The following is a 22732-nucleotide window of genomic DNA, read 5'->3' on the forward strand; positions in this document are numbered from 1 at the left end:
TCGTCACTCCCAATCCAGAGCGCCCCTGGCCCAGGCGTACACGTAACCGACGACCAGGATGGCGATGAAGACCAGCATCTCGACGAAACCGAACCACCGCACCGACTCGGTACTGGCGATCTCCTTGAAGATCGTCGCCCACGGCAGGAGGAAAGCGACTTCCAGGTCAAAAAGGATGAAGATGATGGCGATCAGGTAATAGCGCACGTCGAACTTCATGCGCGCATCTTCGAAGGCCTCGAAGCCGCACTCGTAGGGCGACAGCTTCTCTCTGTCCGGTCGGTGGGGGGCGACGATCATGCCGGCGATGACCGGCGCGAAGCCGAAGGCAATACCGATCAATATGAAGACAAATACAGGGAAATAGCTTTCCAGCATGATCCGCCCCACAAGCCCTTCAGTTCAGTCCCCAGCCATCCGCTGCGGATGGCTTCGTTTGGTGCCGACGATGAGAGTCGAACTCATACGACCGAAGTCACTACCCCCTCAAGATAGCGTGTATACCAATTTCACCACGTCGGCACTGCTACAGACAGCGAGGGCATCAAACCGAGGGAAGCTGCACTTGCCACACCGCCGCCATACCCAATTACTTGGGAATTTCCTTCGCTTTCGAATCAGCATCCGCCGGTAGGGCACTCTTCTCGGTGCCGGCTCCCGGCGCCACTGGAACGGGTGCCGATTTTACCGCATCCTGCATCACGCTGCCAGACGTTTTTGGCTTGCTCGACGCGAGGTACGCCAGGGACAGGCTGGTGACGAAGAACACTGTCGCCAGGACTGCGGTCGTCCGGCTGAGAAAGTTGGCCGAGCCGGTCGCGCCGAACAGGCTGCCTGAGGCTCCACTGCCAAAAGCCGCCCCCATGTCGGCCCCTTTGCCATGCTGAACGAGAACCAGCCCGATCACACCCAAAGCCGCCAGGATGTGCACTACAAGTATGAGAGAGAAAAGGTAGTCCATGCGCCTCCAGGTCGACCCGGCAGCCGAGAAGGAACTCGAACGCCGCATGGCCGCACGCGGAAAAATGGAAAAGTATAGTCAGTTTGGCTCATCGCGGTCAAATTCCGCGCTTGGGGCGCAGACCTGACGCATGACCCTGCCGAAAGGGAGCCGTTTGCCGCTAGGGCCTGCTTCCGCCGCCTGCGCGGTCAGATTGGGGGTATGGGGCGACCCATCGGCGCGTGCGGCGTGGAGGGTGCAGGGTCAATCGGGAGGCTGTCGAGAGGTCGTTTGAGCTCCGGTATGATCGCCAGGCGAGCCCTTCCCGCTGCGGAGCAGGCCGGGCTTGAGGAGAGGGCTTGGGCGGCGGTGTGCAACACTATTCGAGTTGGAGGAGGAACGGTTTGGCGAGGAGCACGCGCATGTGCGCAGGATCGAGCCAGGGGGCAGCGCAGGAGTCGCGGATGAAGCGAATGGCGCCACGCACGCCGAGTTCGTAATACAGGTGGCGTAGCTGACGAGTGCGCCTGGCCAGGGCATTGAACACATGCGCCAAGCGCATCAGGAGGTGATAGCCGCGCATGGCATTCCAGTGCAGGGCAAAGGCATGCTCGCAGGGGTAGCCCTGATGTTTCTCGACGAGGAAGCCCGCTTCGATGCCCCAGCGGTGGCGGGCGCCGAGGTTGCAGCGCGCATGGACATTGTCTGGGCTGAGTGGCTCGCTGGAGAGCCAGGCGTGGCGCGATTTTTGGGTGACGGTCGTGGCGTGTGGGTCGATCCTCTCCCAACTTTCCTCGCAGACGACCAGGTGCAGCTTGAGATGCCGAGACCCGTTCACAGCGTAGGTAGTGTCGATATCGTTGACCCAGGAGAAGCGCTGTCGGCGTCGTCCCCAGCAACGCTGCAAGACCAGCGGCTTCAGGCCATGCAGGGCGTTGAACTCGCGCCAGACCGAGGGCAGGTCCTTGTCCTTGAGCACGATCATGAACTGCCAGTGGTAGGCACGGCAGCGCTGCATCACCGGCCCTTTGGCGTAGAGGCCGTCGAGCAGCAGCAGGATGGGCAGGCGGGGGAACAGCGTCTTGAGCCGGTCGCTCAAGCGCGCGAAGCCGCGCAGCCCGCAATCCTGCTTGTGCGCGTCGCTATCGCCCAGCGCGTATTCGAGGAACTCGCTGAGCAGCGGGATGACCAGGCCGTTGTGGAAGACCAGGCTGGCCTCGAGGACGTAGACGAAGTACTGCGTATGGCGGTTTTCCGCCTGGCCGACGGTGCGCTGCAGGAGCTCCTCCGCCCACAGGGTGTCGCCGGCGAGCTTCTGCGAGCCGTCGATGGCAATCGGATAGCAGTGCTTGATCAGATAGCGGTGAAAGCACTTGCCGCGGATCAGCCGCTTGACCAGATCGACATGCACCTGCTCGAGGTGAGTCAGGTCGATGTCGCGCAGCAGCCGAAACAGGGTGTCGGCGTGGGCCAGGGCGTTGATCTCCGGGAACAGCAGCTGCAGGCTGGCGATGAACTGCGGGCGGGTCATTTCGCGGTTGACCTCGCGTCGGGAGGCAAACTGAAAGACGAACATCAACAGGCCATAGAGCAGGAGCACGGTCAGCTTGTGCCGGCACTTTTTCGGGTCTCTGGGGTCGGGAATCGTCGCCAATTGCTCGAGCATGGCGGGCAGCTCTTTGCGCAGCAGGCGCATCTGTCGGCTGACGGCTTCCTCGCGGGCCGCTTGTTCCTCGGCGACGGTGGCAAAAGTCGAACATCGGTTGGGCAAAGGAACAGGGGCGCGGGGCAGCGCGTGTGGGGCGACGACAGGGTTTGCTCATGGCCGTGGGCTCCCCTGCGCCGCGCACAGCGAAGCGCGACAGTCCAGGGTCAGCGGTTTGACCCACACCTGCCGGGGCGTGCTATGGTACGACTGGCCGGGCCGGGCCAGTCCGCGCCCGCTGGTCGTCCCCAGCAACTGCCAGCCGGCAGCACGGTAGCAGGTGCCGGCATGGTGACGCGGGTCGACGAAGGTCTCCAGCAGCAGCGGCTCGAAGCCCCAGTGATCGAGCCAGTCGGCGCGTGTGCGCCGCGCGAGTTGTCCCAGGACATGGCTGGCCAGATGCGCTACCCGGACGTGGGGAAAGATCAGGAAGCGGCTGTTGTTTACCACCCGCGGCACGTTCGCGCGCCGGGCCTGAACCGTCCAGCCGATCCAGCGGTCGCGCACGGCGACCGCCCGCGCCGCTCCAGCCAGCAGCAGGCACCCGAGCCGCCGGTCGTCGGCCGTGATGAAGTAGCGCAGCCGGTAACCGAACGCCCCCTGGAAACCCAGCGGGTGCCAGCGCGCCACCAGCGCATCCCACTGCGCCGCCAGCATCGTCTCGCGCACGATCTCCAGGCGCACCGGGCCGAGCGCCTGCAACGGACCGTGAATCGGTGCTTCGTCAATCGGCTCCACCGCTGGCAAGAGGCGCTCCGGACGGTCCGGACGCGCCGGCCGCGCCGGCCGCGCCGGCCGCAACGGCGGCAGTTCCAGCAGCCCGGCCGCCTGTAAGCGCTCCAGGAACTCTTGGCAAGCGTGAATCTTCGGCGTTCCCGACAGGGTGAACCAAGCCAGATGTTCGCACAGCGTCGCTGCCAACTCCTGCCGCGGTAATCCCGGCAGCCAGGCCACGGTCGCACAGAGATCAGCAATCTCCGCCGCGCTGAACTCGCGACCGCAGTGCACCCAATTCCGCGTACTCAGGACCGCCACCACCAACCCCCCAGCTCAAGCGTAAACCGTTGTCCTCCACGTATCCTGCCAGAAGCCCGTACGCTTGTCTAGCCCCCCTTTGCGAAAGTTATTTCTTGCGGTGGCCGCAAAGCCTTGCTACCACTGGGCTCCGCTAGTCATGCTTCAGGGCTGCTTGGGGCCAGGCCACGCGGACGCTTGCCCGGGCACCCCGCTCCACCCGAAGTCCGCCTTGTCCCGACGGATGACCGGGGTAACACCTCCTGTGGACTGCCGACGCAGACGCTTTGCGGGTCACTCAACTTTCTTCGACACCGGTCGATAGAACACTTACACGACAGGCTGGAAGATGAACCCTCAAGTTTCCCAACCACCAGTCGTTAGGAAAAATGTAGGCGAAACAAGCGCCAAACACAGTGGGCTGGGGGCGGCCCCAACAGATAGCACCGCCCGCAGCCCGGATTGAACCGTGATAATAACAGGAGAAAGAAATGCCCCAAATCATCAACACCAACGTCGCTTCGCTCAATTCGCAACGCAGCCTGAACAGCTCGCAGAATTCGCTGGCGACGTCGCTGCAGCGCCTGTCTTCAGGTCTGCGCATCAACAGCGCCAAGGACGACGCTGCCGGCCTCGCGATCTCGGCCCGCATGAGTTCGCAGATCAATGGCCTCAATCAGGCTTCGCGCAACGCCAATGACGGTATCTCGCTGGCGCAGACGGCGGAAGGTGGTCTGCAGAGCGTGACCGAATCGCTGCAGCGGATGCGCGAACTTTCGGTGCAGGCAGCCAACGCGACGAACACGGCAACCGACCGCTTGGCCCTGCAGCAGGAAGTCGATCAACTCGTCCAGCAGATCAACACGGTGGCCAGTCAGACTGCTTTCAACGGTGTCAAACTGCTCGACGGCACGTTCAACACACAGGCTTTCCAGATCGGCGCCAACAGCGGCGAAACGATCTCGATCAATTCGATCGCCAGCGCCAAAGCTGATGCGCTTGGCGTCGGGACGACTTCCTCCTATGTCACGACGATGACGGCCACGGTGACCAACGGCGCCATCTCGACCGGCGGCGTGACGGTGAACGGTTATGGTGTCGGCCCGTCGGTAACCGACGGGGTCTCCAGCTCGGTGAGCATCAACGGCGCTGCCGCCGCGGCGGGGACGATCGCTGGCGACGCCACCGACTACATCAAGATCAACGGAACGACGATTGGTGCAATCGCCGCTGGCACCGACGCAGCGACGCAGGGAACCGCCGTCGCCGCCGCGATCAATCTGCTCACGACGACCACTGGCGTCGTTGCGGCGAGCAACGCCGGCGTCCTCACGCTGTCCTCGATCAACGGCCGCGACATCAAGATCGAACTGGGTGGGACCGCCGCGGCGGGCAGCGGTCTGACCGCCGGGACGACCAAGGTCGGCTCCGACAGCGCGATCGCCAAGGCCGCCGCATTCAATACCGTCAGCGGGCAGACTGGCGTCTCAGCCGTAGCCACCGTCACCTCGGTCACCAGCGGAGCGATTTCCGGGCTGACTGCGGTCGCCGGCGACAACACCGACTATGTCAAGATCAACGGTGTCAAGCTGAGCGCGATTGCCGCTGGCGGAACCGCGGCAGCGCAGGGCAACAACGTCGTTGCAGCGATCAACGCGGTTTCCAACCAGACCGGGGTGACCGCCACCTTCGACACGAGCAGCGCCAAGATCAGCCTGTCCGCCTCCGATGGGCGGACGATCACGGTGCAAACCGCGGGTACGGCCGACCTGCAGAACGTCGGTTTTGCCACCGCCACGGTAAGCAACACCTACGGCGGCATCAAGCTGAGTTCGACGAGCAGCGCCGGCATCACCCTCGGCGGCGCCAACATCGCGGCGACCAATCTGACCGCGGGCTATACGGCGGCAACGGCAACCTTTGGCGCAGGTATCTCGAGCGTCGACGTGACGACGGCGAGTGGCGCGCAGAATGCCATCGCGACGATCGATTCCGCGCTTGCCAACATCAACTCGAGTCGGGCCAACCTGGGCGCCGTGCAGAACCGCTTCAGCAGCGTCGTCAGCAACCTGGCAACGACTTCGGAAAACCTGTCGAGCTCGCGCAGCCGCATCCTCGACGCCGACTTCGCGGCTGAAACGGCCAACCTGTCGCGCGCCCAGATTCTGCAGCAGGCCGGTACGGCGATGCTGGCGCAGGCCAATGCCCTGCCGCAGAATGTGCTTTCGCTCCTGCGTGGATAGGTGGAACCGATTAAACCGAAGTAACATCAGGGGCACGGGCGCGGTGACGCGGTCGTGCCCCGCAGTCACTTCCCGACGGAGTGAAGGATGAACATTCAACCTACCGGCGCTACTCTGCCCCCGCAGAGCAATCCCGCAGTGAGCAACGCGCAGCGCGAACCACGACCAAGCATGGACGTTGCAGCGAAACCGGCCGAAACCGCGCAAATGGCGCCCGCATCGGCAGCAAATCCGCCCGATCGTGCGGCGGTCGAGGCAGCAACGAAGAGCGTGCGCGAGTTCGTCGCACCGATCAACAGCAACATCGAGTTCAGCGTCAATGACGACACCGGTCAACTCGTCGTGAAGATCGTCGACCGAACCACCAAGGAGGTGATTCGCCAGATGCCCTCGGCCGAGATGCTCGCCATCGCCAAGGCGCTCGACAGCATCAAAGGTCTCTTCGTCAAGCAATCGGCCTGAGCGAGCACTACCCGGCCCGCCGCCAGGACGAAAGGAGAAACAAGCATGGCCATATCATCCCCCGGCCTGGGCTCGAACCTCGACGTCAACAGCATCGTCAGCCAGTTGATGGCCCTCGAACAGAAGCCGCTGACGGCGTTGGCCAAGAAGGAAGCGGGCTACCAGGCGAAGATCTCGGCGCTCGGCTCGCTGCAGAGCGCCTCATCGGCGTTGCAAAGCGCTGCCGCCAGCCTCGTCCCGGCCAGCGGCAGCACGGCGGTGCAGAAGTTCTCGGTGTTCAAGGCGAGCGTCGCCGATCCGACGATAGCCTCGGCCACCGCATCTTCAGCCGCCGTCGCCGGGACTTACAGCCTGGAAGTCACGCAGATTGCCAAGCCGCACAGTATCGTCAGCGCGACCGGGGCGGCGAGCCCCTTTTCCGGCGCAGGCGGGACGCTGGCGGTCGGTGGCACGCTGACCATTTCGCTCGACAGCCTGGGTGGCAGCAGTCCCAACCGGACAACGACGGTCACCATCGCCGACGGCGCGTCACCCGAGAATGTGCGCGACGCAATCAACAATGCCGGCGCCGGTGTCGCGGCGGTGGTGATCAATGGAACAGCCGGCAAGCAGCTCGTCCTGAGCAGCGAAACAGCCGGCAGCAACCAGTTCGTCAAACTGTCCGGAATCGCCGGCCTGGCTTACGATCCGAATGCCGTACCAGCACCGCTGACCGACCCCTTTGCCCAGACACAAGCGGCTCAGGGCGCGACGTTCAAGCTTAACGGCATCGCCGTCAGCGCAGCGACCAACAACGTGACGACGGCAATCGACGGGGTCACGCTGAATCTGCTGAAAGGCCCCGAAGCGCCGGCCGTCTCGCTCAGCACGAGCGTGACGATCAGCAAGGACAACGCCAGCCTGAGCACCGGGCTCAGCGCGCTGGTCAAGGCCTTCAACGACTTTCAGACGACCGCCAACAGCCTCGGCAGCTACGATGCAACGACCAAGAAGGCCGGTGCGCTGAACGGTGACAGCACGCTGCGCACGGCGCAGGCAAACGTACGAGCAGCGCTCGGCACAGTGCCGTCCGAACTGGCCAGCGCCTCGCTGCAGCGACTGTCCGATATCGGCGTGACGCAGCAGAAGGACGGCAAGCTCCTGATCGATTCGAGCAAGCTGAGCGCGGCGATCACCAGCGACCTGACCGGTGTCGCCAATCTCGTTGCCGCGTACGGAAAGTCATTCAAGGAAGCAACCGACGGATTGATCGGCAGCAGCGGACTGATCGCTGCGCGCAACGAGGGTCTCAGCGCGTCGATCAAGAGCCTCGGCAAACAGTCGGAAGTGATCTCGGCTCGCCTGACGCAGATCGAAGCGCGTTACCGGAGACAATTCACCGCACTGGATACGCTGATGTCGGGAATGACCAAGACCAGCACTTTCCTCGAGCAGCAACTCGCCAACCTGCCCAGCTACAACCAGGGGTCCTGAATGTACGGCAAGGCCAGACTCGCCATTTCCGCCTATCAGAAGGTAGGCGTTGACGCAGCCGTCGAGGTCGCCGACCCGCACCGGCTGATCCTTCTCCTCTTTTCCGGCGCGCAGGCGGCGCTCGGCAACGCCCGCGCAGCGTTCCGCCAACAACAGGTCGCCGCCCGCGGTGAAGCCCTCTCGAAAGCCATCGACATCATCACCAATGGCCTCAAGGTGAGCCTCGACCTCGAGCAGGGCGGTGAAATCGCCGAACGACTGTCGGCTCTTTACGATTACATGGTCATGCGCCTGCTGCATGCCAATCTGGCCAGCGACCCGGCAGCGCTGGAGGAAGTCTCCGGCCTGCTGGAAGAGATCCACAGTGCCTGGCGCGAGATCTCGCCGGCCGCGGCGGAACAGGCAATCGCATGAACCCGGGGCTGAGCGGACTGGAGGAAGTGCTCACGCTTTCCGAACAGATGGTCGGCGCGGCGCGCAGCGGCGACTGGCAGGAACTGACCCGGCTGGAAGACCGACGCCGCGCACTCGCCGGTACGTTGCCGGCCGACCTGGGACAGCACCTGCGGACCGCCGAACAGGCGCGTGCGCGCCGCCTGATGGAGGCCTGCCGACATTGTGACGACGAGGTCCGCCCGCTCGTCACCGCCCGCCTGAACGAGTTGCGCACGCTGCTGCGCGTCGCCGAGCCGGCCTCGTAAGCGAATGATTCGCAGCGACCTGGCCAACCGGATCGGGACGCCTGCCGACCTGCCGCTGCGCTCGGCGCTGCCGGCACAGGACATCACCGACAAGTTGCCCGGTCTGGTCGCCGGGCAGCGCTTGCTGGCGCAGATCGAAGCGCTATTACCCAACGGCACCTATCGCGCCGTGATCAGCCAGCGGAGCGTAACCTTGGCGCTGCCTTTTGCCGCCAAGAGCGGCGATGCCATCGAACTCGAAGTCGCCGAGAGCAACGGCAGGCTGACTCTCGCCGTCGTCGCCCGAAGCGGCAGCAGCGCGACGACGGAAGCTGGCGATGCCTCGTTCACGACCAAGCTCAGCCGAACCGGACAACTGATCGGCGATCTCTTTTCAGGAGCGCCCGAGGGCCGCCGGCGGGCGGCCTTGCCGCTGAACGAAAATCGGCCGCTCGCCATGGGTCCGCCGGCAAGCGGCCGGGACTTGCTGCCGGTGCTGGAAAAGGCGATTGTCGCCAGCGGCATGTTCTACGAAGCGCACCAGGCGGAATGGGTTGAAGGACGCTTCAGCAAAGCGCAGTTGCTGCTCGAACCGCAGGGCAGGCTCTCGCCACAACACACGCCGTTGCCCGCCGGAGCCCCGCCGTCGGCCGAGGCAAGGACACCAGGGGCGAGCGATGCTGGCCAGCGGTCGCCGCCGACCGTCGCGCCGCCGTCCGGACGGATCGACGAAGCTGGCCCACAGGTCACAGCGGCGGCCAGCGCAACGACCACTGCGCCCACCGCGGGGATGCCGGCAAGCACGCCAGCCGATGTTGTCGCGCCACCCGCACTCGCCGTCGTCCAGCAGCAACTGGAAGCCTTCGCCACGCAGGTCTTCACCTGGCAGGGGCAGGTGTGGCCGGGGCAGCAGCTACATTGGCAGATCGAGGACCCGGTGCACGATCGAGCGAGCGGCGAAAACGCCGATGACGGCAACGAACAGTGGCAGACGCGCCTGCGCCTGACGCTCCCCAGGCTGGGTGAGGTCGAGGCGCGCCTGGGGGTTCGGCGCGAGCAGATCGCGTTGTCGATCATCGCCCCCGAAGCGGCAACGCGCCAGTTGTTGAGCGGTACGGCGAGCGACCTGCGCGGCGCACTGGAACGTGCCGGGCTCTCGCTTGCCTCGTTCGGCATCGGCGCACCCGCCGAAAGACCTGCGCATGCGCAAGATGCCGGATGATTCGCCGGCCGCCAGCAGCGCGGCCGAATCAGCAGTTCGCACAGCCGCTCCCGCCAGCGCGCTGGACGACGCGCTGGCGCAAGCGCTGAAGGGAGCGCTGGCGCTGCACGCCGACGGTCACCTCGACCAGGCCCGGCAACTGTACTGCGCAATCCTGCAGGCGCAGCCGCAACATGCGCCGGCGAACCATCAGCTCGGATTGTTGATGGTCACCCTCGGTCAGTCAGCCGAGGCTTTGCCGCATCTGGCCGCGGCGCTCGAAGCGGCGCCCGCGGAAGGCGCCTACTGGGTCAGCTACATCGATACGCTGGCGCTCGCCGGGCAGGCGGATACAGCACGCCAAGTCCTTGCCCTCGGGCAGCAGCACGGTTTGGCCGGGGAAGCGGTGGACGCGCTGATCCGACGCCTGGGCACGGTGGCTGCGAGCGATGTCGCAGAATGTGCCGTCGCCAACGCGCGACAAGCCGCCGCAACGACCGTTCAGCAGCGCGCAACGGCAGATCCGGCATTGCCGGCAAGCCGCGGCCAACCGTCGGTGGAGCAGCTCGACGCTGTCGTTGCCCTGTTCAATGCGGGCCGTTACCACGCCGGCGAGAAGCGCGCTCGCCGCCTGACCGAACGTTATCCGAACGACGGAAGAAGCTGGAAGCTGCACGGCACGCTGCTCAAGGCGCTGGGAAACAACGCGCGGGCGCTGCCCGCGCTGCGTCGCGCCGCGCAACTGCTGTCCGACGACGAGCAGGTCCACAGCAACCTGGGCCTGGTCCTGGCCGACAGCGGAGACCTCCCGGCGGCCGAACAGGCGCAGCGACGAGCGCTGCACATCCGGGCGCTCTTCCCGCAAGCGCACTACAACCTGGGTAACGTACTGGCGCGGCAGGGACGGCACAGCGAGGCCGAGCTCAGTTTCCGTCAGGCAATCGCCCAGCAAGCTGATTTCGCCGCCGCGCACTGCAACCTGGGCAACGCCTTGCTCGCGCAAGGCCGGCTTGCCGAAGCCGAGATCTGTTATCGGCAGGCGCTCGCGCTGCAACCCGAAATGGCTGAGGCGTATGCCAATCTGGGCGATGCGCTGCACGGCCAAGGCCGGTCGGAGGAGGCCGCTACCGTACTCGACCAAGCCTTGCAGTACCGGCCGGAGTTTCCCGAGGCGCTCTTCCACCTCGGCAACGTGTTCGCCACGCTCGGGCGAACCGCTGACGCCGAAGCTGCCTGGCGGCGCGCACTCTCCGCCCGACCCGTCTTCCCCGAAGCGCTCGCCGTCCTCGGTGCGGCGCTGCTCGAAGGAGGACGGCTGAGCGAGGCCGAGGAACTTCTCCAGCGCGCGGTCGAACAGCGGCCGCACCTGGTCGAAGCGAACTACAACCTGGCCAGCGCGCTCGGCCAACAAGGCCGTCTGGTCGAGGCCGACAGCGCCTGGCAGCGTACGCTGGCGATCCAGCCGGACTTTCCGGCAGCGCTGGTTGGCCAGGCGATCGTCCTCAAGCAGCTTGGCCGGCTTGCCGAGGCCGAGGCGAGTGTGCGGCATGCGCTGGCCTGCCAACCCGACTTGGCCGAAGCGTACAACACGCTGGGCGCCATTCTGCGCGACCAGGAACGCCTGAGCGATGCCGAAACCAGCCTGCGTCGCGCGCTCGAACTCAAACCCGAGCTGGCCGGTGCCTACCTCAACCTGGGCGTTACGCTGGCCGATCTCGGCCGCCATCGCGAAGCCGAGCATATCTGCCGGCAAGCGCTGGCGCTCAAGCCGGACTACGCGCTGGCACACAGCAATCTACTCTTCTGCCTGACGCACAACGAGGACATCGACGCACCCGCACTGTTCGCCGAGCACCGACTTTTCGCGGAGAAATTTGAAGCGCCGCTGCTCGCCTGTCGGCGGCCACACGACAATACGGCGGACCCCGATCGTCGCCTGCGCATCGGATTCGTTTCCGGCGACCTGCGCCACCATGCGGTTGCCAACTACGTCGAGCCCGTCCTCGCGCATCTGGCCGGACGCGCCGACCTGGCCCTGCATGCCTACTCCACGCACCCGGTCGAGGACCATGTCAGCGCGCGCCTGCACCGCCATTTCGCGCACTGGCATGCGGTCAGCGGGATGAACGACGCCGACCTCGCCGAGCGCATCAGGAGCGACCGGATCGACATCCTGCTCGACCTCAGCGGACACACGGCGCACAACCGACTGTTGAGCTTTGCCCGCAAACCAGCGCCGCTGCAGGCAAGCTGGATGGGCTATCCGGCGACGACCGGCCTGCAGGCGATGGACTACTTTCTGGCCGACCGCTTCTTCCTGCCGCTTGGCGAGTACGACGACCAGTTCAGCGAAAAGATCGTCCGCTTGCCGGCCGGCGCGCCCTTCCTCCCCTTTGCCGACGCACCGCCGGTGGCGCGCTTGCCGGCGCTGGCGCGCGGCCACGTCACCTTCGGCAGCTTCAACCGGCCAAACAAAATCAGCTCGTCGGTGGTCGCGCTGTGGGCCGAGCTGATGCAGGCGGTTCCCGGCTCGCGCCTGCTCCTCGCCGCGATGCGTCCCGACGGACGCAGCGAGCAGTTGACCGACGAATTCTCCCGCCACGGTATCGCTGCCGAACGCCTTACTTTTCACCCGCGCTGCGCCATGGTCGACTACCTGGCGCTGCATCAGCAGGTCGATCTTGGCCTCGACACCTTCCCCTACGCGGGCGGCACGACGACCTTGCACGCCTTGTGGATGGGCGTTCCGACGCTTACGCTGAGCGGCCGGACGGTCCCGGGACGATCCGGCGCGGCGATTCTCGGCCACGCCGGCGTCGCCGTCTTCGTCGCCCGCGAAGCCGGCGAATTCATCGCCTGCGGGCGACAGTGGGCGAACGACCTCAGCGCGCTCGCCGCCTTGCGCGGCGAGCTGCGCGAACGCCTGCGCCAATCGGCGATGGGCCGGCCCGAACTCGTTGCGGCAGGCATGGCGCACGCCCTGCGCCGCATGTGGCAGCGCTGGTGCGAGCAGTTGCCCCCCGCATCCTTCGAGGTTTCGACGCCGGAAGCGCTCGCCGAATTGGCCGCGGGCACCGGCCAAGCGTCTGGTGCAGACTAGTTCGGTCGGCAACCGTCGATGCCCGCCCAGCATCAAGCGCCAACACCTTCGGCGACCGCCGCCACACCGCCTTGCTGCGTGGCGATCATGCAGCCCTATTTCCTGCCCTACATCGGCTACTACCAGTTGATCGCCGCGGTCGATCGTTTCGTCGTGTACGACAATATCCAATACACCAAGAAGGGCTGGATCAACCGCAACCGGATCCTCCGCCGTGACGGATGCACCGCGCTGATTTCGCTGCCGCTGATGAGCGATTCCGCCGCACTCGACGTACGCCAGCGGCAATTGGCCGGAGCTTTCCGACGCGACAAGCTGCTCAACCAGATCAGGGAGGCCTACCACGACGCACCGCAGTTTGCCCGCGTGTACCCGGTTGTTGAACAGGTGGTGAACTGCTCGGAGAACAATCTGTTTGCTTATCTGTTTCACTCGCTGACGACGGTCTGCACCTACCTGGAGATCGCCACTCCGCTCGTCGTCTCTTCTTCCTTGCCGATCGACCACCGTCTGCACGGACAGGACAAGGTGCTGGCGCTCTGTCACCAGCTCGCGGCGAGCCGCTACGTCAATCCGATCGGCGGGCTCGGCCTGTACTCGCGCGATTGCTTCTCCGCCAACGGCATCGAGCTGAAGTTTCTCCAGGCGCGTCCGTCGGCTTACGCGCAAAGGCGCAACGACTTCGTTCCCGCACTGTCGATCGTCGATGTCATGATGTTCAACCCGCTGGCCGATGTCCGCCGGCAACTGGCGCAGGACTACGAACTCCTATGAAGCCAGCGTTGCGCACCCGACACACAGCGAGCGAGCGGCGGGCGAGCGCCTGAGATGAGCATGCGCGCAAGACAATGGCGCAAGCTCAGGCGGATTTTCGATCCACGCGATTTCCGCCTGGCCAACGGCTGCCGCGAGTTCGCGCAGGCGCCGCAGGCGGTCGTCTTCACCGATTTCGTCCGGATCTATTTTTCGACCCGCTGCCGGGATCCGGCCGGCGGCGGCAACTATCTGAGCCACGTGGCCTTCGTCGATGTCGCGAAGCACAGCTTCGAGATTCTTGCCGTGGCCGGGCACACGGTCATCCCGCTCGGTCGGCCCGGCTGCTTCGACGAACACGGAATCTTTCCGCTGCACGTTCTGCGGCACGGCGCTCTGCTTTATGGCTATGTCTGTGGCGTCAATCGTCGCGTCTCGGTGCCCGTCGACAGCGCGATCGGGCTCGCCGTCAGCCGCGATCAGGGCCTCACCTTTCAGCGCGTCGGGCGCGGCCCGCTGCTCGCCGCAAGCCTGCATGAACCCTGCCTGATCGCCGATCCGTGCGTGCGCGTGGTCAACGATGTCTTCCACATGTGGCACATCTTCGGCGCTGGCTGGCAGCGCTCAGGCGCCTCGCCGACAATCGACCGAATCTACAAGATCGGCCACGCGCAATCGCCTGATGGCGTGCGCTGGGCAAAGGACGACGGCCGGCAGATCGTCAGCACGCGGCTCGGCGCCGACGAGTGCCAGGCGATGCCGACGGTGATCGAGCTTGCCGGGCGGCACCACATGTTCTTCTGCTACCGCGCATGCCACGACTTCCGACACAATCGCGCGCGCGCCTACCGCCTAGGACACGCCCATTCCGACGACCTGCTGACCTGGACGCGCGACGACGACGAGATGCGGCTGGAGCGAAGTGCAGACGGCTGGGATTCTGAAATGCTCTGCTACCCGAACGTCTTCGCTTGCGACGACGCCGTCTACCTGCTCTACAACGGCAACGACTTCGGACGCCACGGCTTCGGCGTGGCCATTCTCGACTGAGGACCGGCTTGGCGGCTACCCAGCGTCTTGCCACCAGCACGCAGCGGACGCCGCGCAACGAATGTGGCACGGACCCCAGCTCAAACGCCGGCAGGCGGCTCGATAACGGCATAAAGAACCGCCATCATCGACATGAAGTTGCGTTGGCGCACGTAGAGCCTGGCCTCGGGAAGCAGGCGATTGAGCAGGATGGGCACGCGGAAGAGGTCCTCGCGCGTGTGCAGGCGAACGGCGATGCGTGGTCGGTCGCGCCGGATCGTCTCGCTGGCGCCGCACAGCGCGCGGTACTCGGCGCCGTTGATGTCCAACTTGAGCAGACTGACGCGCACGTTCAGTCGGGCGAGCAGCGCGTCGATCGGCTCGACCGCGATCCGCTTTTCACCGTCGGCGGCGATCTGATTGTCGATATGCATTTCCTTGCCGACGAAACGTAACGTCGTCGTCTCGTCCCAGGCGCCGACCTGCAAGGCGACAACCTTGTCCAGACCAAGCTCGGCGATCGTCGCCAGAAGTTGCGCGAAATTGTCTTCGTCCGGCTCGAGCGCGATGATCCGCGCGTAGCGGCCGCCGCGCAAATGGTGGAATTCGCGCACCGTGTCACCGGTAAAAGCACCGACATCGAGCAGCACTTCGTCGTCGTCCAGGTGAAACTCGCCTTGCGGGAAATAGAGCTTGTCCAGCCGCACATGAGGCTGGAGAAAAGCCAGGTCTTCGTTGATCTTGCAGTTGATCAGGGCTGCGTACGTAGCGCGCGACAGATCGTCGGCCAACAGCGAAGCCGCCCTTTCGAACGACTCGGCGTGCGCGCGAACGAATTCCAGATCCATGAACGGATGCGGCAGGTTCAAATAATCCGGCACATCGATGACATGGATTTCGCCGGCGCCGAGGCGGCGCAGCTTGTCGACCACCGGCGGGTAATTGACGACACCGACGATGACCTGGCTGGTGCGCAGCAGGTCGGCGCTCTCTTCGGTGATGAGAGGCGTAAAGCCGAGAAACGGGCGCTCCGGTCGATACGCGGCGTCGACCATCACCGCGCTCAGCGCAATGTGCTCGGCGTCGAGCAGACGCTTGAGAACGTAGGCATAGACGCCGGCGCCGTAGAGAATCTTCGGCTTGTGCGAAGCGCGCAGCCGGGCAAGCCGGGCGCGCTGTTCGTTCTTGACTTCGACGATCTGGTCGAGGAGCTTCAACGCAAACGCCGTTCGCCGCCGACCGGTGGCGCGTCGGCGACGAGTTCGGCAACGCCGAAGCCCTCACGCCCGAAGTCGTTGCCGCAATAGAACATCAGAATCCGCCCATCGACTTCGATCACCTGCGGGTAGCACATCATCTGCGAGTCCCAGCCGTCCGCCGAAAGCTCGATGCCGACCGCCGAATCGTCGCGCTGCCAGGTCGTCAGATCGGTCGACCAGGCGTAGCCCAGGCGATAGCCGCCGAGAAAAGCCGACGGCTGACGCCAGGCGAAGATCGCATGCCATGTCCCGGCGAAAAAGAATGGCGCCAGAATGTCCTGGCATTCGTTTTCCGAAAGCAGCGGCATGACCGCCGCGCTTTCGCGCTGCCAATGGATTCCGTCGCTCGACCCCGCGCGCGCGATCTGATAGACGGGCTCCGGCTGTCCGCCGTCGAACAGCCACCTGCGGCAGCTCAGATACCACATGATCCACTGGTCGTCGACGATGCGAACGACCGGGCCGGTAACGAAATACGGCTCGTCGAGCGACAGGCCGAGGACTGGACCGGGGCCGGCCCGGAAGAAGGTTTCGCCCCCGTCCCGGCTGACTGCCAGACCGATGGCCAGCGTATAGGGCACAGACTGCATGCGCGTCCAGCCCGTGTAATAGAGGTAGACATCGCTTCCCTCGCGCAGCACGCTGCCAGGCATGGCGCCGAATTCGTCGAAGGTCCCCGAATCGCCGCCCGGCAGCAACGGCGTCTGCGCGACGCGCACGATACGCGTGAGGTCGTCGCGCGCCAGGTCGACGTAGGCGGGATGCGACACGTATTGCCGGTCGGCCCCGCGTCGCGGGCGACAGGCGAAATAGACGCGCAGCACATCGTCATTGAGGACGAAGGGCGTCGGACACTGCGCGAACTCCTGCATCCACGGCCACGGCCGGCTGTGCGCCGGGTTGAACAGGCGGCCGAGCTTTCTCCAGCGGAGCATGCCGGCTCAGCCTTTCGCCGCGCGCGCGAGCGCAGGCATGCGCGACATGCGCAGAAATGCGTCACTCTCCAGACGGAACTTCTCAGTCGCGCCGGCGATGAAGACGCTGCGCGGCGGGGCGTTCTTCAGGATGAGAACGGCGGCTCCGAGAAACGAATCGGCGCCGATCGTCAGTTCGCCGCCGATCGTCGCGTTCAGACCGACGAAACAACGCTCGCCGACCACCGCACAACCGCCGAGCGTCGCGCCGGCAGCGAGCCAGCAGTCGTCATGCACGACCGAATGGTGGCCAATCAGCGTGTTGTTCCAGACGAAGACATTGTTCCCCAGGCGGACCCCGGGCTGAATTCCGACGCCGTCCAGAATCAGGCAGTTGTCGCCCAGATCGAGCCACGGACCCTGATCGGCACGCGGGCTGACATAGCTCGCCAAGCGGTACCCCTTGGCGCGCGCCTGCGCGCACTTGCGTACGCGCAGCGCGTTGAGCTCCTGATAGCCGACGGCGACAAAGAGGGCAAAGGCCGCCGGCGGAAAATGGCGCTCGATCTCCTCGAAAGCGAGCAGGGGCAAATCATGGTGCGTCGGCTCGCTCCCGGCCAGCGACGGCAACGAGGCGGCGTCGCAAGTAAACGCCACCACCTGATACTCGCTGTCGCGCAAGAAATGCTGGTAAGCGACATCGGCGATCTTGCCGGTTCCGAAAATGATCAGCGGCTTCATGCTTGGTGTCCCGATATCCTGATGTTTCGCGTCTCGCGCGGTAGTCGGCGCGTAGTCCCACCGTCCACTTGCTCGTGCAAGCCCGGCGCGCCCGCGCCACCACGCCGCCGACGACCCACCGGAGCAGACGCCGGCCGGCCATTTTGTCGCGCCATGCACGCCGCCAGCAGACTACGAGTAGTATATTCGTCTTTACCATGGTTGCGCAGCCGGCCAGTTCGTCCGCCCACCGACGGTCTGCCACCGCCACACTGCGCAGACCGCCAAGGCGGCAAGCGGCTGGCCGGCCGACCATCGTTCTGCGGCAGAGGAAAGAGAAATGCGTTTCGGAGAAGAAGATTTCTACGTCGACCCGGTGAGTCTCGAGCGTCTGACGCTGAGCGTCGACGAGTGCACCGGCGACCAGGTCGTGTGCGGCGAGCTGCGCAGCCCGTCCGGATATCGTTTCGCCATTCGTCGGGGCGTTCCCGATCTGGTCTATCCCTTCGAACTGCCTCCGGTCGACCGCCAGGCCTTGCAGCAGTACGAAGAGCGCGCCGACGCCTACGACCGCTATCTGCCCTTGACCTTCAGCACGTACGGCGAGGACGAGCAGGCCGTACGTACGGCAATGGTCGACAAGCTGGCGCTGCGCCCCGACTCGCGCGTGCTCGAAACCGGTGCCGGCACCGGGCGGGATTCGGTGATCATCGCCGGACGTCTGGGCACCGCCGGGCGGCTCTACATCCAGGATCTTTCGCCCTCGTTCCTCGCGCGCAACATCGATCGCCTGCGCGACATACCGGCGCGCGTCGAACCGGCGCTGGCCAACGGCTACTACCTGCCCTTCGCCGACAACAGCTTCGACGCCTGCTTCCACTTTGGCGGAATCAACGCTTTTGGCGACATCCAGCGCGCCTTTAGCGAAATGGCGCGCGTCACCAAGCCTGGCGGCAAGGTCGTCGTCGGCGACGAGAGCATGCCCCCGTGGCTGCGCGAAACCGAATTCGGCCGCATCCTGATGAACTCCAACCCCGAGTTCAGATATCCGCTGCCGCTCGACAAACTGCCGGTGGCCGCGCGCAAGACGCGCCTGGAGTGGATCATCGGCGGCGTCTTCTACGTCATCGACTTCGTCGTCGGCGAAGGCGAACCGCCGGCCGACTTCGACTTCCCGATCCCCGGTGTGCGCGGCGGGACGCATCGGACGCGCTACTACGGCCAACTCGAGGGCGTCACGCCGGAAGCCAAGCGGCTGGCGCAGGAAGCCCGCGCGCGCACCGGCAAGAGCATGCATCAGTGGCTCGACGAGGCCGTGCGGGCGGCCGCGCGGCGCGACCTGGAAAGCCCCGAATAAGCCCCGGCCAGCGATGACTCCGCGCCCCGCCAGCAGCGCCACGCTCGTTTTCCCGGCCGTCGACCGCAGTGCCATCGACTATGTGGCAGCCGCCCGTCAGCGCGGCGAAGCGACAGTCCTTGCCGCCTCGGTCGCCAATCCCGAAGTCGCCGCCGAATGTGGCGAAGTGCACCGCCTGCCGTCGATCTACGACGCCGACTTCGCCGAGCGTTTGCTCGCCCTCGTCGAAACACACGATGTCGCGCGTGTGTTCTGCCCGGTCGCCGGCGTGCATGCCTTCGTCCGCCGCTTCATCGCGACGCACGGCCTGGCACTCACCGTCCTCGGCGCCTCGCCGATCACCCAGCAGGTCGAGGCGCACCGGCGCCTGATGGCGCGCGCGCAGCGCCTGCTGCCGCTCGCCGAAACCTGCGCCGACGGCGCCGCGACGCTGTCGCTCGTCGAGCTCGCCGGCGTTCTCCGCCAGGCTGGGCTGATCTACGGCGAATCGAACGACGACAAACTGGCGGCGATGATCGGCGTCGCCGCCGACGCGCCTGCCGGCGATGTCGTCGAGATCGGTTCGCTGATGGGCCGTTCGGCCTCTGTCCTGCTCTACCTGGCGTGGCGTCACCAGCTTGGACCCCTGCTGACGATCGATCCCTGGACGGCCGGCAATGCGCTGCAACGCCAATCGCCGCAGTCTTTTCAGGAGCTGGTCGACGAATGGGATTTCGAGGTCCTGCGCGAGGGCTTCCTGGTCAACATGGTCCCCTTGCGGGCCGAGCGGCACGCCCACCTGCGTCTGCCGTCCGCCGCCGCATTCGAGGTGTATGCGCAGGGGCAACCGATCGCCGCATCACCGGAATCAGCGCCGCCGGTCGCCTTCGACGGGCGCATCGGACTGATCCACATCGACGGCAACCATGACTACGACTGCGTCGCCAACGACTGCCGCCAGTGGCTGCCGCGCCTGCTGCCGCAAGCCTGGCTGATCCTCGACGACTACCTCTGGGCCCACGGCGACGGCCCCTACCGTGTCGGCAACGCCCTGCTGCACGAACAGGGCGAGCGCGTCAGCCGCGCCTTCACCTGCGGCAAGGCTCTTTTCGTCAAGTTCAAATGAGCGCGCGCATGGGCACGACACGCACCGAACCGACGCCGCCGCCCGACGCGCCCGGCCACCCGCAACGACCACGGCAGCACGCTTGAATGCGCTACGACTACAACCTCGGCAGGCATTTCGAAACGATCGCCGCTCAGCATGGCGAACGACCCGCGCTGCGCCTGGCCGCCGATCATCAGGTGAGCTACAGCGAACTTGCACGCACCGTCGACCGCATGGCGCACTGGCTGCTGCAACGCGGTTTGCGCGCGCGCGATGTACTGGCGCTGTTCAACGACAAGCGCATCGAAGGCTACGCCGCGATGCTCGCCGCACTCAAGATCGGCGCGGCCTACGTCAATCTCGATGAGCAGAACCCGGCGGCGCGCATCAGCAAGATCCTGGCCACCTGCCAGCCGCGCCTGCTGGTCAGCGACCACCCGCTGCCAGCGGAAGTCGAGGCGTGCTGCCGGGCGAACGGCGCACCGCCAACACGCCTGCCGACGCCTGCCGAACTCGCCGCCCTGCCCGCGCAACGGCCACCGACGGTCGACCGCGTCACCGGCAGCGACCCGGCCTACCTGATGTTCACCTCAGGTTCCACCGGTATGCCCAAAGGCGTCGCCATCGCGCACGCCAGCGTCCTCAACTTCATCGCCTGGGCACGCAGCGAATTCGACCTCACCCCGCAAGACGTGCTGAGTGGCGTCAATCCGGTCTACTTCGACAACTCGGTGTTCGATTTCTACGCGTCGCTCTTTTCCGGCGCGGTGCTCGCTCCGCTGACGCGCGCGACCGTCGCCGCACCAACCGAACTCGTCCGCCGGATCGGCGAACTGGGCTGTACCTTGTGGTTCTCGGTGCCCTCGCTGCTCATCTATCTGACCACGTTGCGCCAGCTTCGGCCGACGACTTGGCCGGCGATGCGCTGCCTGGTCTTTGGCGGCGAGGGCTACCCCAAACCGGAGCTCAAGAAGCTGTACGACCTCTTCCATCCGCGCTGCCGGCTGGTCAACGTTTACGGCCCGACCGAAGGCACGTGCATCTGCTCGGCCTGCACGCTGAGCGACACCGACTTCGCCGACCTCAGCGGCCTGCCGCCGCTCGGCCGGCTCGCTGGCAACTTCGCCTACCTCATCCAGCACGCTGACGGCAGCCTCGCGCCCCCCGGCGAAGCTGGCGAACTGTGCCTGCTCGGCCCGCAACTTGCCCTCGGCTATTACCACGACACCGAAAGAACGGCAGCGAGTTTCGTTGCACCACCCGCACCGGCGTCACCCGGCGAGCGCATGTACCGCACCGGCGACCTGGTGTGCGAGGACACCAACGGCGTTCTCTGGTTCGTCGGCCGGGCCGACAACCAGATCAAGCACCTCGGCTACCGCATCGAACTGGAAGAGATCGAAGCCGCCCTGCAAGCGCTGCCGCAGGTACGCCAGGCGGTCGTCGTTTACCAGCGACGGCGCGAGCAACACGGCGAAATCGTCGCCTTCGTCAGCGCTGACCAGCCGCTCGACGGCGAAGCAATCCGTCAGCGCCTGCGCCAGACGCTGCCGTCGTACATGATTCCCGGCCAGATCGAACTGCTCGACGAACTGCCGAAGAACGCCAACGGCAAGCTCGACCGCCGACGCCTGGCAGAAGCAGCACTCACCCGCACGCCTCCGTCATCCTGAAGCTACGACCGCCGCCGCACAAGCCCCGGCGCGCAACCCAGCAGCGCGCTGCGGCGCAGCTCCACTCGCCAGAGGCCGCGCGAACGCGTTCGACGCTGGAACCAACCGCGCACCTCGAACGTGTTCGCGCAGTTCCGCCCACCGGGAAGTACAAAGTAAGGCGAAACGGTCCTAAGCCACAGCCAAGCCTGTAAAATGATGCGCTCGGGCCTGTAGCTCAGTTGGTCAGAGCAGAGGACTCAAGGAGGGCAGAACGTCCCCAGGTCGTCCTGCCTGCATGGGTTGCCCGCCGCCAGCTCACCGCTGGCGACGGGTAGAACTGGTCAAAGTCGGTGAACGCTAAAACCACACCACAAGTGACATGCGAATACCGAGCCAAGCCCCCGCGAGCAGCGGAGGAAGGTGTAGAGACTAGACGGCCAGCCTGTAACGGGAAGGTATAGTCCAGACCACAAACTCGCACGAGGCGGCGAAAGCCGTAGTGGCAAGCATAATCCTCTGGTCCAGGGTTCAAGTCCCTGCGGGCCCACCAGACAAGAAGACCAACCCCTCATCGGGTTGGTCTTTTTTTGCGTACTGCCGCGGACTCCCGCGCGCTGGCGCGGGTTTGAGAGGTGGCCCCCGCTTGTTTGGACAGCAAAGGCAATTCGCCAAGTGGATCTCTGCGAGTTCCGGTCGGCTGGCCGGAGATGCGCGTCAGCGAGCACGCCCAGCGCGGGCCCAGCAGGCCCTTCCCCGTGGCGCCATCATTGGCCAGGAAGCGCTATAGCCCGCGATCGTCTCTGCCCACCCAGAACGCGCCGACGGGATGCTCATCGTCGGCTTGGCAGCCAGCCTGTCCAACAACGCGATCGCTCGCTTGTCCGGCCTTCGTTCCCCCAGATCAACTTCCTTCAGGTCCTCCGCAGTCCACGCCACCCTGCCAGCTTCTGCAAAAAAATCTCCAGTTGCAACGAGGCCCTGAGAGCTTGCGTATAAGCATATGACTTGACTGAAGGAAAACTGAAGTTTAGACACACGCCTCTCCCGCAGGCCGCGATTTCCCGGGTGGCGCGGGCTGACCAACAGGACAAAGGCATGCCCCGACACTGGCCGAGGCAGGGTGAGACGGGCTCAGCACTG

General features: G+C 65.4%; 20 protein-coding genes and 1 tRNA gene. 12 read left to right on the forward strand and 9 right to left on the reverse strand.

All coding sequences use genetic code 11. The annotated features are described in order from the left end of the window. Positions 1-3: 3 nt before the first annotated feature. The 5 genes from ndhC to Q1L59_RS12155 form a co-directional block, all read right to left on the reverse strand. Complete coding sequence (gene ndhC, locus Q1L59_RS12135; protein ID WP_300332545.1) at positions 4-378, reverse strand: NADH-quinone oxidoreductase subunit A; 375 nt, start codon at positions 376-378, stop codon at positions 4-6. Positions 379-437: 59 nt separating this feature from the next. Then, a tRNA-Leu gene (locus Q1L59_RS12140) sits at positions 438-522 on the reverse strand. 67 nt (positions 523-589) lie between these two features. Further along, the gene (secG, locus tag Q1L59_RS12145) at positions 590-961 is read right to left on the reverse strand and encodes a preprotein translocase subunit SecG (protein WP_300332546.1); all 372 of its coding nucleotides are present in this window, start codon (positions 959-961) and stop codon (positions 590-592) included. A gap of 358 nt (positions 962-1319) precedes the next feature. Then, a complete protein-coding gene (locus tag Q1L59_RS12150; RefSeq protein WP_300332547.1) occupies positions 1320-2636 on the reverse strand; it encodes a transposase family protein in 1317 nt (438 codons plus the stop codon). A 123-nt stretch (positions 2637-2759) separates the two neighbouring features. Next, positions 2760-3653 carry a Druantia anti-phage system protein DruA gene (locus Q1L59_RS12155; protein WP_300332548.1) on the reverse strand — a complete coding sequence of 298 codons (894 nt, stop codon included), beginning with the start codon at positions 3651-3653 and terminating at the stop codon, positions 2760-2762. 497 nt (positions 3654-4150) lie between these two features. Here Q1L59_RS12155 and Q1L59_RS12160 point away from each other — a divergent pair, with 497 nt between their 5' ends. The 9 genes from Q1L59_RS12160 (at position 4151) to Q1L59_RS12200 (ending at position 14621) form a co-directional block, all read left to right on the forward strand. Then, positions 4151-5902 (forward strand): flagellin, encoded by a 1752-nt coding sequence (locus Q1L59_RS12160; protein ID WP_300332549.1) that lies wholly within the window; start codon positions 4151-4153, stop codon positions 5900-5902. 87 nt (positions 5903-5989) lie between these two features. Beyond that, the gene (locus Q1L59_RS12165) at positions 5990-6364 is read left to right on the forward strand and encodes a flagellar protein FlaG (RefSeq protein WP_300332550.1); all 375 of its coding nucleotides are present in this window, start codon (positions 5990-5992) and stop codon (positions 6362-6364) included. Between the two features lie 45 nt (positions 6365-6409). Beyond that, positions 6410-7837, forward strand: coding sequence for a flagellar filament capping protein FliD (gene fliD, locus Q1L59_RS12170; protein WP_300332551.1), 1428 nt, complete (start codon positions 6410-6412; stop codon positions 7835-7837). Beyond that, positions 7838-8251 carry a flagellar export chaperone FliS gene (gene fliS, locus Q1L59_RS12175; protein ID WP_300332552.1) on the forward strand — a complete coding sequence of 138 codons (414 nt, stop codon included), beginning with the start codon at positions 7838-7840 and terminating at the stop codon, positions 8249-8251. Continuing rightward, the gene (locus Q1L59_RS12180) at positions 8248-8538 is read left to right on the forward strand and encodes a flagellar protein FliT (RefSeq protein ID WP_300332553.1); all 291 of its coding nucleotides are present in this window, start codon (positions 8248-8250) and stop codon (positions 8536-8538) included. Before fliS ends, Q1L59_RS12180 begins: the two co-directional genes overlap by 4 nt. 4 nt (positions 8539-8542) lie before the next feature. Further along, positions 8543-9739, forward strand: a complete 1197-nt coding sequence (locus Q1L59_RS12185) for a flagellar hook-length control protein FliK (RefSeq protein WP_300332554.1) — start codon at positions 8543-8545, stop codon at positions 9737-9739. Then, positions 9720-12818 carry a tetratricopeptide repeat protein gene (locus Q1L59_RS12190; protein ID WP_300332555.1) on the forward strand — a complete coding sequence of 1033 codons (3099 nt, stop codon included), beginning with the start codon at positions 9720-9722 and terminating at the stop codon, positions 12816-12818. The genes Q1L59_RS12185 and Q1L59_RS12190 overlap by 20 nt, the downstream gene beginning before the upstream one ends. An 18-nt stretch (positions 12819-12836) precedes the next feature. Continuing rightward, entirely contained in the window at positions 12837-13592 is a 756-nt protein-coding gene (locus Q1L59_RS12195; protein ID WP_300332556.1) for a WbqC family protein, read from the forward strand. 60 nt (positions 13593-13652) lie between these two features. Then, on the forward strand, positions 13653-14621 hold the full coding sequence (locus Q1L59_RS12200) for a hypothetical protein (RefSeq protein ID WP_300332557.1): 969 nt from the start codon (positions 13653-13655) through the stop codon (positions 14619-14621). A gap of 80 nt (positions 14622-14701) precedes the next feature. Here Q1L59_RS12200 and Q1L59_RS12205 read toward each other — a convergent pair whose 3' ends face one another. From Q1L59_RS12205 to Q1L59_RS12215, 3 genes are read right to left on the reverse strand one after another with little or no spacing between them, the layout of a single operon-like run. Continuing rightward, positions 14702-15817, reverse strand: coding sequence for an FkbM family methyltransferase (locus Q1L59_RS12205; RefSeq protein WP_300332558.1), 1116 nt, complete (start codon positions 15815-15817; stop codon positions 14702-14704). Next, a complete protein-coding gene (locus tag Q1L59_RS12210; RefSeq protein WP_300332559.1) occupies positions 15814-16794 on the reverse strand; it encodes a hypothetical protein in 981 nt (326 codons plus the stop codon). The genes Q1L59_RS12205 and Q1L59_RS12210 overlap by 4 nt, the downstream gene beginning before the upstream one ends. Before the next feature lie 6 nt (positions 16795-16800). Continuing rightward, entirely contained in the window at positions 16801-17514 is a 714-nt protein-coding gene (locus Q1L59_RS12215) for an acetyltransferase (RefSeq protein ID WP_300332560.1), read from the reverse strand. A 319-nt stretch (positions 17515-17833) separates the two neighbouring features. Here Q1L59_RS12215 and Q1L59_RS12220 point away from each other — a divergent pair, with 319 nt between their 5' ends. The 3 genes from Q1L59_RS12220 (at position 17834) to Q1L59_RS12230 (ending at position 21610) form a co-directional block, all read left to right on the forward strand. Next, the gene (locus Q1L59_RS12220; protein WP_300332561.1) at positions 17834-18850 is read left to right on the forward strand and encodes a methyltransferase domain-containing protein; all 1017 of its coding nucleotides are present in this window, start codon (positions 17834-17836) and stop codon (positions 18848-18850) included. Between the two features lie 13 nt (positions 18851-18863). Then, positions 18864-19955, forward strand: a complete 1092-nt coding sequence (locus Q1L59_RS12225) for a class I SAM-dependent methyltransferase (protein ID WP_300332562.1) — start codon at positions 18864-18866, stop codon at positions 19953-19955. An 86-nt stretch (positions 19956-20041) separates the two neighbouring features. Further along, positions 20042-21610 carry an amino acid adenylation domain-containing protein gene (locus Q1L59_RS12230; protein ID WP_300332563.1) on the forward strand — a complete coding sequence of 523 codons (1569 nt, stop codon included), beginning with the start codon at positions 20042-20044 and terminating at the stop codon, positions 21608-21610. Positions 21611-22306: 696 nt separating this feature from the next. Here the strand turns inward: Q1L59_RS12230 and Q1L59_RS16760 are convergent. Further along, complete coding sequence (locus Q1L59_RS16760; RefSeq protein WP_366145652.1) at positions 22307-22699, reverse strand: transposase DNA-binding-containing protein; 393 nt, start codon at positions 22697-22699, stop codon at positions 22307-22309. Between the last annotated feature and the right edge of the window lie 33 nt (positions 22700-22732).

This window comes from Accumulibacter sp. (genome assembly GCF_029255125.1).
Lineage (GTDB): Bacteria > Pseudomonadota > Gammaproteobacteria > Burkholderiales > Rhodocyclaceae > Accumulibacter.